Source organism: Pasteuria penetrans (genome assembly GCF_900538055.1).
GTDB lineage: Bacteria > Bacillota > Bacilli > Thermoactinomycetales > Thermoactinomycetaceae > Pasteuria > Pasteuria penetrans.
Map to the genome: position 1 here is coordinate 1,479,517 of NZ_UZAC03000001.1, position 13,231 is coordinate 1,492,747.

The 13,231-nt window shown below is 46.4% G+C and carries 12 protein-coding genes; 2 read left to right on the forward strand and 10 right to left on the reverse strand.

What is annotated here, in order from left to right; translation table 11 throughout:
• Positions 1 to 32 precede the first annotated feature (32 nt).
• Positions 33 to 797, forward strand: a complete 765-nt coding sequence (locus PPRES148_RS12330; protein ID WP_223127983.1) for a hypothetical protein — start codon at positions 33 to 35, stop codon at positions 795 to 797.
• Positions 798 to 1,381: 584 nt separating this feature from the next.
• Here PPRES148_RS12330 and PPRES148_RS06075 read toward each other — a convergent pair.
• From PPRES148_RS06075 to PPRES148_RS06105, 8 genes are all read right to left on the reverse strand, one after another.
• On the reverse strand, positions 1,382 to 2,875 hold the full coding sequence (locus tag PPRES148_RS06075) for a collagen-like domain-containing protein (protein WP_187820722.1): 1,494 nt from the start codon (positions 2,873 to 2,875) through the stop codon (positions 1,382 to 1,384).
• Between the two features lie 129 nt (positions 2,876 to 3,004).
• Entirely contained in the window at positions 3,005 to 3,268 is a 264-nt protein-coding gene (locus PPRES148_RS06080) for a hypothetical protein (RefSeq protein WP_187820723.1), read from the reverse strand.
• Positions 3,269 to 3,343: 75 nt separating this feature from the next.
• Complete coding sequence (locus tag PPRES148_RS12915; protein WP_281289933.1) at positions 3,344 to 3,466, reverse strand: hypothetical protein; 123 nt, start codon at positions 3,464 to 3,466, stop codon at positions 3,344 to 3,346.
• Positions 3,467 to 4,876: 1,410 nt separating this feature from the next.
• A complete protein-coding gene (locus PPRES148_RS06085; protein WP_281289975.1) occupies positions 4,877 to 5,416 on the reverse strand; it encodes an integrase core domain-containing protein in 540 nt (179 codons plus the stop codon).
• 36 nt (positions 5,417 to 5,452) lie between these two features.
• A complete protein-coding gene (locus PPRES148_RS06090) occupies positions 5,453 to 6,205 on the reverse strand; it encodes a helix-turn-helix domain-containing protein (RefSeq protein ID WP_149453691.1) in 753 nt (250 codons plus the stop codon).
• Positions 6,202 to 6,507, reverse strand: a complete 306-nt coding sequence (locus tag PPRES148_RS06095) for a transposase (RefSeq protein WP_187820724.1) — start codon at positions 6,505 to 6,507, stop codon at positions 6,202 to 6,204. Before PPRES148_RS06095 ends, PPRES148_RS06090 begins: the two co-directional genes overlap by 4 nt.
• A gap of 971 nt (positions 6,508 to 7,478) precedes the next feature.
• On the reverse strand, positions 7,479 to 8,153 hold the full coding sequence (locus PPRES148_RS06100; protein ID WP_149453693.1) for a hypothetical protein: 675 nt from the start codon (positions 8,151 to 8,153) through the stop codon (positions 7,479 to 7,481).
• Positions 8,116 to 8,832 (reverse strand): precorrin-2 dehydrogenase/sirohydrochlorin ferrochelatase family protein, encoded by a 717-nt coding sequence (locus PPRES148_RS06105; protein WP_149453694.1) that lies wholly within the window; start codon positions 8,830 to 8,832, stop codon positions 8,116 to 8,118. Before PPRES148_RS06105 ends, PPRES148_RS06100 begins: the two co-directional genes overlap by 38 nt.
• 335 nt (positions 8,833 to 9,167) lie before the next feature.
• Between PPRES148_RS06105 and PPRES148_RS06110 the strand changes: the two genes are divergently transcribed.
• Entirely contained in the window at positions 9,168 to 9,644 is a 477-nt protein-coding gene (locus tag PPRES148_RS06110; protein WP_149453695.1) for a hypothetical protein, read from the forward strand.
• 489 nt (positions 9,645 to 10,133) lie between these two features.
• On the opposite strand, the gene glyS is transcribed toward PPRES148_RS06110, so the two are convergent.
• Positions 10,134 to 12,290: a glycine--tRNA ligase subunit beta gene (glyS, locus tag PPRES148_RS06115; RefSeq protein ID WP_149453696.1), complete on the reverse strand. Its 2,157-nt coding sequence runs from the start codon at positions 12,288 to 12,290 to the stop codon at positions 10,134 to 10,136.
• Between the two features lie 38 nt (positions 12,291 to 12,328).
• Entirely contained in the window at positions 12,329 to 13,231 is a 903-nt protein-coding gene (gene glyQ, locus PPRES148_RS06120; protein ID WP_149453697.1) for a glycine--tRNA ligase subunit alpha, read from the reverse strand.

The window sequence follows — 13,231 nt, forward strand, 5'->3', positions numbered from 1 at the left end:
TACCCATTACGGGGGAACACTCCAGAGGGTCTTTGAAAAATATTGGTGTAGAAAAAAACAACATGAAAAAATATGAAAAACTCATAAAAGACCTCAAAGCATTGACAAGCCTTGAGTACAAGGGAATCGATGAAAGGGGGGGTAGGGTCCTTTTCCAATACAACGATGCAAAAGTTACCCTCCCATTCACCAAGGATAGAAATGTCAAAATCATCAGTGTAGGAACCAGAGAAGAAGCAGCGAAAATATGCATGCTAGAGGGGTATCAAACCGGGCAATACACGCTCATGAACATAGGAGGTTCTCTCCAGCTGGTACAATACTTCCCAGGACCTTATGGATCCCTGGGTCAGGTGGTAACTGTTTCGCCTAGCACCACCAGTGTGGCATCTACAGTAGTATCTAGCACATCTACGGTAACAGTGCCTAGTACACCTACACCTGCAACATCCACGTCGTTGGGACGAGTGGTTGAACCCAAAGCAGGTGGAAAGCAACCACTCTTCGTTGAAAATACCCCCCGAACAACCGATGAGAAAGAAAAAGGGGGCTACGGGAATCCAGGGGTAGAAGGAAACAGCAAAAAACCCACCGTAGGAGGCAATAAATTAGGTCGTGAACACGAGAGGGCAAGAAGGCAGCCAGAAAGCAAAAAGGGAGACATGGTACCATCGACAGCTACCAACATACCGACGGCTATCACACTCTCTGCGATTGCTGCAATGACAGCCGCAGCTGCCCTGTTCTTTGTCTATTATCCTCGCAAAAGCATAATCAAAGACAAAAACAACGGATGAAACCAAGTACCCCGCGATAATCAAAACAAGAAAGCGGTTCCATCCCTGTGGTGGGCCGCTTTCTTATTTCCAACCCATGAAAACTATCCCTGATCAAGGGCAGGAATAAGGATAGTACATAAGGGGGGAAAATTCACTTCTGTCCTTGGTGGCAGACATCAACAATAGATCACACCGTTCCAACCACTCCAACCACATTCCGGGAACGGTAGCATCGTATTGTAAAAATAGGAAAAACAATAATTTTCAACTCATCGGAATTTCCTAAATTAAAGAAGATCAAAGAGTTATACTGTCAGAGACAAATTCGGAATGATAAGAACTTCCACAGGGGAACGATAGAGGTAGCAATTGGGGGCGTACAACAGTAAACAAAAAAATACCACTGATGATGAACCCAATGAACATCGATTTCATATTTGATACCAGGAAAGTATCCTTCCAGTTTTTATATCTATAAGTATTACTACACAATATCAACATCAATAAACAAAACATTGGGTAGTAACACTTATAGACGTAAATGGAGGGCCGTTCGCCCTCCTATCCATGGAATAGCCCCGATTTCTTATATGGTAGAGTAACTAGTTCCGCCCACTGTTTTTGATTATGCTCTTACGACGGCGAACAAAAAACAGGGCAACAAGGGCTAGGACTGCGGCCGTTGCGGAAAGTGCAATTACTGTCGGTATGCCGGTAGCTGTCGACGGTACCGTGTCCCCCTTTTCGCTATTGTGGTTTCCCGCCACTTCGCGCCCATGACTGGGACCTGGTCGACCGCTTCCTACGGAGGGATTCTTATGGCTTCCCTCCACCTCGGGACCCCTACGATCCCCTTTTCCTTTTTCATCGGGTATTTGAGGACTATTTTCAACAGATTTACGTTTTTCACCCGCTTTTGGCTCAGAAACCCGTTCGGACGAAATGGGCGTTGTAGATGTGGGTGTACTAGATACTACTGCAGATGTGTTGGATACTACCGCGGGTGCTACGCTAGCAGTGCTGATCGGTGAAACGGTTACTATCTGACCTAAGGTCCCATAAGTCCCTGGAAGGTATTGTACCAGCTGGAGAGACCCACCTATATTCATGAGTGTGTATTGTCCGGCTCGGCACCCTTCCAGCATGCATACCCTCGCCGCTTCTTCTTTAGTACCCGCGCTGATAACTCTGACGTTTCCATCCTTAGTAGACTGGAGGGTAAATTTTTCATTGTTGTATTCGAAAAGAACAATACCTTCCTTTTCATCGATCCCTTTATATTTGAAGCCTGTCGACGCCTCGAAGTTTCTTATAAGTTCCTCATACTTTTCCTTATCATTCTTTGCCATACCAATATTTCTCAGGAACTCTTTGAAGTATCCCTCCATAACGGGTACACTACCTGGTTGGTTGCCATCTTGACCCTTTTCACCTTGTGGACCTACTGGACCCTGATCACCCTTTGGACCTACTGGACCTTGATCACCCTTTGGACCCTCTGGACCTGGTTTACCATCTTTACCATCTTGACCCTTTTCACCTTGTGGACCTACTGGACCTTGATCACCCTTTGGACCCTCTGGACCTGGTTTACCATCTTTACCATCTTGACCCTTTTCACCTTGTGGACCTACTGGACCTTGATCACCCTTTGGACCCTCTGGACCTGGTTTACCATCTTTACCATCTTGACCCTTTTCACCTTGTGGACCTACTGGACCTTGATCACCCTTTAGACCTGGTTTACCCTCTTTACCCTCTTTACCCTCTTTACCATCTTTACCATCTTTACCATCTTTACCATCTTTACCATCTTGACCCTTTTCCCCTGCTGGACCTTGTGGACCCACTGGACCTTGTGGACCCCGTTCGCCTTGTATACCTTGTGGACCTTGTGAACCCTCTGGACCTCGCAATAAATCCTGCAGTTGTCCTAATTCAACCACACGATTACTAACTTGTATTGCTATTCTATTGATATCATCTTGGGACATATTATCTAGGGGCAATGTAGCATTTGCCTGGGTTGGTATTGATATTCCAAGGGCAGTTACCATTGTTAGTGCCCACAGGCCTTTTTTCTTATTATAATTCATAATAACCTTCATCCCTTTTTCATTGTAATTAAAAAAAGTCTTCGAATAGGGTGTCATTCGTACTTAATTGTGATTACACATTTTCTTTAAACCCTTTTCTTTAAGAGAACCTTGTCCTGTTGAGTATGTTCAAGGTAAGTAGATATATTGTTCTGGGGACGGAACAAATCCCTCGTCTACGTTACGGGTTCCATCCACGTCAAAGTTGATTTTCCCAGAACAGGCCAAGCCAAATTCTATTTGAAGAGGTACAAAAAAACAACGAAGAGGTACAAAAAAACAACAAGGAAGGGAGATTGGGAATCTCTTTTTGTTCTTAATAGAAATCGTGGGGATAACACGAATCCTAAGCAGTGCCAACAGGATTGTCCAGCGCACCACGCCTCCCATCATATACCAAAAGTGACATCCATTGCAATCTACCCTGGGAATCATATACATGGCGCTACAGTAAGGGACACGGACTTTTCAGTAATACGAGAAGTCAATGGACAGGTCGCCTATCTTCATCGAATTTCTAGCTATCCATGACTCTTCCTTTTGGATATTGATTTTTCCTGATAATGTTGTATCACGGGTGTGGATGCTCATGTTTTCCCTCCTCTGAGTTTATTGTCTGTTGGTGATCAATATTCTACCAGGGGTAGGTGTGTCAAGAAGTCGTTCAAGAGATGAAGGTTGCTCGGCCCTTCGTAACCGGCTGATAGGTAGCAGGTTGCAAACCGCCTGGTGCTGCTGGGGTAAAGTGCCCTGGTTGTGAGCGATCTAGGAAAAGGCAGGGCATGATCCTGTCAGGTGGGAATCGGGGAGATCAGCGAAAGCGAACCGTTCGAAGACGCATCGAAAGGTATAGTCCATGTCAAAACCGAGGCGGCTACCTAACATCGGGATGAACCGTGGGGGATGACCTATCTACTGCCCCGGTGGCATGCGATGTACAGGCGGGATGAACCCGATTTAGGCTCTTGATTGGAACTTAAGAGATCGTCGTACGGCGTCTGGCTGTCGCCAGATGGAAAGACCGAGGATAAAACTGGGGTTCCGTACACGAAGTCGGATCAGCTCATAGTAGCGAGGAAGCTTCTGTAATGGAAGTGGAACGAAGGGGCTGACCATCCTGCGGAGGACAGTTAGATGAGAACTTTAGTGGGAGATCCATTGAGGGAGATCAAACGACAACTTTAGTGGGAGATCCACTAGAGGAGATCACTGGAACCTCGGAGCAACATCCCTATAATCGAAGTATGACCTAAAGGGTCTCTGAAGATTGGGATGGGATGAGAAGAGCTTAGGGACCACAGACTACCGGGTCAACCCCCTATTTTCAACCCACCACGGCAAAATAGCCCTACCATCCGTCTTGTGCGACACAAAGCAAGCCGATGCCCCGTTTTCTTCGTAATGATTCCCGAATTTATAAACCATTTTTATGATATTGCTCCATATAACCCCTGACTCTGGCTCCATTCGTTCTCATCAGGTCCGGTTTTCTGAAAGTAATCCAAAGTAGGAAATTGCCCCCCGAAACCGTAGGCAAAATGTAATTTATAGTGCATTCCGAGCCAACTTTTCGATACACCCAAAACCGAAAAAAGCGATCCAAAGGGTAGGTGCTAGGTAAGCCCGGGGGGGGCCTTCACCTGGGATGCCCTAACGGACATCCCTCGGCCCCGATGGGAAAAGCAGCCTATTTCGGAACGAAACGGACTTGTATTTATGGATTATCATTCAACCACTAATTTTTGATCGAAACCAATGACCCTATTTATTACCTGTTGTAAAAAACAAATCATAAATAATAAAACAAATCTCATTAACATTTATTACCTAAAATTAAGTAGATAAATTATAAAAAATAGATGAAATTGGCCTGAAATCGGGATTTTTAAACGCAATTAAAGACACCGTATACTAACATTATAAAATATAATAAAAAATGCATTATTATATTTATCAAAATTCGATCTTATTAGGGTAGATTATGCAATTGGAGTGAGAAATTTATATAACCTTAACAGCCCTGATTAGACCCTGGTTTCGGGGGTCCTTTATGATTTTCCTGTATTCTTGTGGTGTCAAATACCCCAAGCTTCCATGACAGTACTCCTCGTTGTAATGCCTTACGAACGCAACATGTTCCTTATGGAATTCCTCAAAATTGCGAAACTCAAACCTATCATAGAGATCACTTTTTACAATACTATGGTAGGATTCAATATGCGCATTATGGTTGGGTGATTTATTAGGTATTCGTTCATGATGGATTTCTTCCGCCCCAACGAAACCATAGAATTCATGACTAATGAATTGGGAACCATTATCTGTTCGTATTACAGGCTTGTTCTCCCCTTTTCCAACATATTTGTTTAGAGCCATCTGAACCCCTTTCACTACATTCCTTGATTTACAGGACAGATAGCTATCAGAGAAGACAATACTTCTGTCAAAAACATCTATGATGTTAAAAACTTGAACCATGGTATGATCCGCAAGTCGTTTATACTGAATATCCATCTCCCAAAGTTGGTTGGAAGCCGTTATTTTCCGTTCATAAGCTCTGTTGGCTGGTAGGGAGGATCAACGCTTTTTTCCCCGGTAGCGAAGGATTCCTGACTCCTTACAGAGTCGATGCATTTTCTTGTGATTGACAATTATACCCTCTTTTTTCCTAAGTTTGTATGCGGTTTTTCGATAACCACAAGCATCAAATTTATTTTCCGTTATTTGTGCTAACACAATATCCATGATTTTTTCATCACTTATCTTTCTCCCCTGCTTATCCAGGGCATATCCTGGAAATTTCCCCCTTTCTTTTATCTTCCTAGAATGCATTATGCTAACCACTTCCTTCCCATTATCCTGCGGAGTGGCGGCTCCCTGATTCCTCCTCTGTCTCCAGTAAACAGACTTCGACACGCAAACAATGTCTAGGGTTTCATTCTGTGAATACCCTTTCTCCATCCAGCACTCTGCCACCTCAATCCGATTCTGGGGGCAGAGATTCTGCTTTTTTACAAGGTCCTCCAGAATATTGATTCTGAGCTGATCCTCCTCCTTTTGTTTCTTCAACTGTTTCTTTAGCTGGTAGATCTGTTCCCTTAATTCGAGAACGGTTTTATGAGAAACATCCTGTTCACTCAGGGACACCTTCTTTGCATCATTCTCAGTTCTTTCCCAGAGATCCCCCTTCACCCCGTACTGCTTCACCCAACTCCTGACCGTCCTGGGGATGAGTCCGTGTTTACGGGCAATCTCGGACACGTTACCGTTATGTAAAGCTTCTCTAACTATTTTCTTCTTTAATTCCATGTTATAGCTATTTTTCTTCATTTTCCCCCCATCCTTTCCTTCAACCGACTGATTTCCAATTCTTTACTACCTAAGAGTCTCTTTAAATCATCAATCTCCTTCTGCAGAGACCGAGGGGATGGCGAATCCATCTGGCGGTGACCTCTCGGCGAAGAAAACGAACCAACCAACACGCCCTCTCTTTCCTCTTTAACCCACCTGTTGATTGTACTGATAGCAACGTCGCATTGTCTGGACACTTGGGCAATATGTTGTCCACTTTTGACCTGATCAACCGCCTTTTGCTTGAATTCTAACGAGAACTTTTTTCGAGCTGCTTTCATGTTTACCCCCATGGGGAACATGCTCCCGTTATGCCGCTCCAGGTCTATTATACCAGGGGGCCTAATAGTACCCGCTCTTGAATCTTACAGCGGAAAGTGGGATATGACCGTTTCTTTGGTGTGCGCAAAAGAGACGAGATAGGAACCGGTTCCTATGATCCCACGGTGATTTCGGTAGTTCAACAAAAAATAACCGATCGTACGAAATTTTCAGGTGCAATCCCCCAGAAAGGGGTACCTTTCCACCCCAAAGCACTTACGCTGGAAATACTCAAACAGACTGTTTCTATGCTCATTAACAATATAAACATTTTTCAAACACATCATTTAATATACAAAAATATTCTAATAAATTCGATATCTTTTTTTCGCGGTAGCACCCCTACTTATAAATAAACATTATTTTTAGATCCCGTATCCTATTCCTGCCCATTAGACAAAAAAGATCCCGATATAATAGCCACACCATAGTGAGGACACGAATGGAAAAACATAATTTTTTATACACAATACACCTTCTCCTCCCAACTCTAGAAAACCACCATAACGAACCCCCTATCCTAACATCTATTCATCAATAATTTCGTCTTTAAATTATGTATTCTATAACATAATCAGGGAAATAGGGGATAACATAGTTGGAGATGATCACCGTTAACATACTGGATGGAGAAATATCGAAGATTAGGCCCTCCCCCCCTACTGTTGAAACCTAGAGAACCAAAAGAGGCAAAAATTTTTTCTTTAGCATCATACAATTTCTCATTAAAAAGGTTCCCGATGTCGATCACATCTCATGATATAACATTATCCCCGCCCTGGAAATTACCCCTCACCCACGGTAACGCGAGAACCATGCCATGTAGAAGGCTAACGAATCCTAGGAAGGGGGAGGCGAAATTCATACCCGTACCCTTGAACGACAATCTTTATCGTTCGGGGAACGTACCCCTTCCTCCCCTCCCACACCATCACCACAACTTTTTTCCTGCCACAACCCCATCACCAGCATGGGGTGATTTCAGAGACCTGCTAGGAGAACAAATCTGGCGAATGTAATGACGGGAAAAGGTTAAGCCCCCAATGCAAAGAACCGCCAGTACATAAACCAAAACACGCGCCCAATCGTAATCATAAACCGAAGCATGAAGAAAAAAAATGGTCAATAAACACAACACACCCCATCCGGCACTCACCGGCCAAGAAAAGAGGGGTACCCAAATATTGCGCCTATGGGATGTCTGCACACGCACATAGTGAAACAAGGTTACAATAACCACCGCCGCCACTAGCCAGGCACCTAGCAAACTCAACCACAGGAACCGCATATAAGCAAGGTAACGACAAAGGGAACCCAGGGTAATAGACAAAAATAGAACCAGTCCACTGAGAATGATCAACCAACGCACATTGGGCTGTTCCGGAGCGGCTAACCACCGACCAGGGAGAAGAAAAGCCCCCCCCACAAGCCAAACGAACACGGGTATACAGGGCTCCACTCCTCCCCAGGCCCCATCGACCATCCGGGCCAGTACCCAAGCCAGCAACCAACTGGTCATAACCGCCCAAACAGCCCGTCCACCGCCGACCTTTTTCCTCTCCCGCACACTATCGACCCCCGTAATCGGTATTACCACGATCATCATTCCCCGAATTCAAATCCTCCTTTAAGGGGGAAACCGGTGAAGCCTGCTGCTTCTTTTTCAGCCAAAGTTTCAACTCCGCACGGGCCGTACGCAATCCCCTTCGACAAACCATCTCCCAATCCGATGATACCAGTTCCTGCAACAACTCCTGCCGACGCCGCGTGTTGGGTTCATTGGCCTGTAAATAGGCACGCGCCTCACGCAATAATCGAACAAGAATCGCATAGGAGGGTCCGTAACGGGCGGATATCTCCGCGCGTAACCGACGAACCAATGCAGGACTAACCCCACCCGTGGAAATCCAAAAGCGCAGATCACCACGTTGAATACAAACAGGCATCTGCACATTACCACGTCCGGGACGATCCATAGCATAAACGAGAATCCCACAAGCCTTCGCCTCGCGTTGCACAGTATCATTGACTAGGGAATCACTAGAAGCCGCAATAACCAACCAAGCATTGGTAAGATCACCATAACGATACTCCCTCTGTTGCCAGATCAAATTCGTTCCATCCAGATCCACCCTTAGGCTAGAACTCAATTCGACTGGACTGATGATCTCTACAATGGCGCCTGCTGCAAGTAAACCTTCAGCTCGACGCTCTACTGCTGCGCCGGAACCTACAACCACACAGCGTCGTCCACTCAAATCAACCATCAGTCCATACCACTCCATAAGTACACCCAACCCTCTCTCTCGATGATTTTGTCATAATGCCAAGCAGCCTTACCATAAAAGCCCCATTACACCCTACCCACCATAAATTGTCCGTAACCCCCTCGAATCTCACCACCCCCAGTATAGCCTAATTGAAACCGATTCCACGCATCTTTTCATAAAAAGTCCCTAACCATTCTCAAAAAAAATTAAATTATCCTCCGCTCCCCCCCTTTGGAAACCCTATAACAAAAAACACGCGCAACCAGCCTTGCTTTGGTATGATAGACGTGACGATACAAAAAGGCCATCATAAAAAAAGAATTACTACAATTCTGATGGGGGAGAAAGCCATGATCCAAAACCGCCTATTGAGTTTCTCATTGGTCATGGTAGGGGTGCTACTCGTAGCCCATCAAACCGGCATGTTCACGGCGGAGGCCTTTGGGGACTGGCGCTTTCTTTTGCTGTTACTCGGCCTATTTGCTATGCTACTATCCCTTTATAAACAGAATGGAACCGCTGCCCTTTTGAGTGGCTCCTTCACTGCCATTGCCATTTTTGGATGGGGAGAAAAACACATCAGTGGCTGGCTTTGCCACCCCAGTACCTTCATGTTTCTGCTTGGTCTAGGGATTCTCTTTCGTTGCTCCATAGAAAAAGAAAGGCGTTCTACCCTAGTCGGCTGTACATTACTCTTATGTGGATTCTGTGCCTACCCCAATCTCTCGCAATGGAAGGGATTGGAGCAAATAGGACCCATGATCTTGAACACCTACTGGCCTGTCCTACTCATCGCTTTAGGTTTCCTTCTCCTCAAACGCCGATGAGTACCTTAAACCGCGATGGCTTCATTCAGGAAGTGGGAGGAGTCGATCCATCTAAGTCCCCCAAGTCATTCTACCGTTCCACGGGAAAAAGAAAAGAGGGGTCCCAAGAGCGGACAGGTCGACTCCTCCCCGTCCTGGGAAATCCCATTGCATGCAATCCTTACCCCTGAAAAACCATCGGAAGTCACAGCTGGAATTGAAAAGTACACTTCCGTCTACGTTTTTCATCCCCTTCGAGCACATGAACTCTGAACAAAAAAGATTATGCAAACGCGAAAGATGCCACAACTCAATGGGAAAACCACAATAGGATCACAAAAATAGAACACCATCTTTAGTTATTTTTAAAAAATTACAAAAAATGATACGCACAACCCATAGTCATCCCGATCACCGCTTTCACCTGGACCCACGGGGTAGAACGAAAATACACCCACTGCAGGGAATCCCATGAATAGGGGAAAATCACGGGGGAATCAATCCTCTTCTCTACCCCTCCTTCCCCATTGTACCCTCCTCTCTTGTTCCCTCTTGGGAAATCGAATCCCTTTCCCCCTGTGGAGGCAAAATCAACTGACTTAGATCAGCGAAGGTGAGAATACGATCCGCAATAGTGCGTAACAATGTCAATCGATTCTCCCGAATCCCCTGATCCTCAACCATAACAAGGACCTCAGCAAAAAAGCGATGAATCATTGGCATCACAGACGTAAACGCACAATACATACCATAGGCATCCCCTGACTGTTGTGCACGCAGAAAGGACTCCTCTGCAACCTGGAACGTATGGTATAAATCAACCTCAGCAGGTTCCCACAATAGGGGTATACGAATCTCACCCCCTGGCCTCGCACGTTTCGCCAAACGGGCAGCCCGCGTATAAGCTTCTACCTCACTGCGAAAAGAGGATCGATAACGCACCCTCTCCAATACCCTTCCCTTTGCCAACACAAGATGGGGCACATCCGTTGATCCTGCCCGAAGTGCCATGCAGGTATCCGTCGGTACATCGCTCTTCTCCAGAATAGAAACCATCCTCAGGGCAAAAAATTCCCTCAGAGCCTCGAGGATGGAGGAACACGATGAGGAGATCAAATCCTCCTCCCTCAGCAAATCCAGCGTAAGCTCCCAGAAATCACCCAGTCCCACCCCGGACCATACGGGATCCAAAAGTATCGTCATTATCGCCTGGGCCCTACGGCGCAGACCATGGGGATCTTGGGAACCCGTGGGCCTTATACCCACCGCAAAGTAGGAGGTAACCATCTCCATCTTATCCAGCAAAGCCAATAGAATCCCGAGCTTAGACCCCGGCAATCGATCATCCGCATGTCTGGGAAGCAAATGTTCCCCAATCGCCTCTACAACCGCAACCGGCTCGCCTGTCTTACAAGCATAGTGAGCACCTATCGTTCCCTCCAGCTCGGGAAACTCTTGCACCATCATCGTCGCCAGATCAAATTTGGATAGGATCGTCGCACGTTCCAACCATTGTTGCTCCGTCGACGTCAACCCATACCTTGGCCCCAACGTACTCGCCATTGCATGCAAACGCCGCACACGTTGCCCCACACTGCCAAGCTGTTCGTGGTTCACAATCCTATCCAACTGCCCAACAAAGTCCTGCGGATTTTTCCGTCTATCCATCTCATAAAAGAATCGCGCATCGGCCAAACGAGCCGCAATCACCCGCTCATTACCTGATGCCACCGTCTCTATCGACTCCATATTTCCATTACGAACCGCGACAAAAAAGGGCTGAATCTTCCCCTCCTTATCCCGCACGGAAAAGTAGCGCTGGTGGACACGCATCGTTGTCAATAACACATCATCTGGTAAGTCCATACTAGATGGCGGCAATGCCCCTATGAAAGAAGTGGGAAACTCGAGCAGGTCAGTTACCTCCTCCAAGAGATCCGTTGGCGCATCCACAATAAGGTTCTCCCTCTCCTCCAACTCACGAAGCTGCGATACAATTCGTTGGCGCCGTTCCACCCGGTCCACCAATACGCATTGCTCACGCAACTGCTGCACGTAGGAAGAAGGATGATGAACCTCTATAACACGACCCAAAAATCGATGTCCACGTGTAGTATTGTGCGCACGCAGACCAGCCCAGCAGAAGGGAAGGACCCGATCCCCATGCAACAATAACAACCACCGCACAGGTCGAATGAATCGAACCCCTGGCGGACCAAAACGCATGCTGTTAGGAAGCGATAAATTTTGCAAAATACGGGGGATGCCCTCCAACAAACAATCCTCTGTAGAACGACCACCCCGTTTCACCTTAGAAAAAACATAGAGATCCCCACCTACCTCCCGTACACTCAGATCCTCAGAACAAATACCCTGCTTGCGCGCAAAACCTAATGCCTGTTTCGTCCATTCCCCCTGTGCATTCTGTGCAAGGGAAAGGGAAGGCCCCCGCACCTCTTCCCAAGACTGGCCCTGACTTATAGCTACCTGTTCCACACGGACTGCCAAACGCCGTGGCGTTGAATAAGATTTCGCATCCTTGTAGGATATTTCAGACCCTTCCAAAAATGTTTCCACAGCAGTTCGCAACTGCTGTTCCAAGGATAATAAAAAACGGGCCGGTATCTCCTCACAGCCTATTTCGAGTAGCAAATCTTCCTTGCGCATCCCTCTCTGTACCCCCCCATTTCTTACCCTTATTCCCTCTATGAATCTTTCTTTCCTACTTCCACATCGGACGCGGGGAGAAGGGGATAGCCCATCCTCTTCCGCTCTGCGATATAACACCTCGCCACCCGCCGCGCCAATGTACGAACCCTTCCTATATACTCCACCCGTTCCGCTACCCCCAGGGAACCCCTGGATTCCAATACGTTCAGGGTATGCGAACATTTCAAAATACAATCGTAAGCGGGAAACGCTAGTTGCCTCTCATTCAGAATCCGATCTGCTTCTCGCTCATACATTTCAAAGAGTTGAACAAGCCAATCCACATTGGAAACGTCCAATGCATAAGTTGACTGTTCGTATTCTTCCTGCAAAAAAACGTCCTTATATCGCAAGGTAGGCGAAATCTCGAGTTCAAATACACTGGTTTTCCTCTGTATGTAGGAAGCCAAACGCTCTAAACCGTAGGTAATTTCCGCCGGAATGATTTCCATCTCAAGACTACCTACCTGTTGAAAATAGGTAAACTGTGTCACCTCCATACCATCCAACCATACCTCCCAACCGAGTCCTGCGGCCCCTAGAGTAGGATTTTCCCAATTATCCTCCACGAAACGCACATCATGCCCGCAAAGATCAATTCCTAGGGCACCCAAACTGTCCAGGTATAGATCCTGAATCGTCTCGGGTGCCGGTTTGATAAGCACCTGAAATTGATGATGCTTATACAACCGATTGGGGTTTTCCCCGTAACGACCATCAGTTGGACGACGGGAGGGTTCAAGATAAGCAACACGGAATGGTTCAGGTCCCAACGAACGCAGAAAGGTGAGTGGATTCATCGTCCCCGCTCCCTTTTCCACATCGTAGGGATGTAGAATAGCACAGTCATGTTTAGCCCAAAAGTGCTGTAAGGCATCAATCATCATCAACCAGTTCAT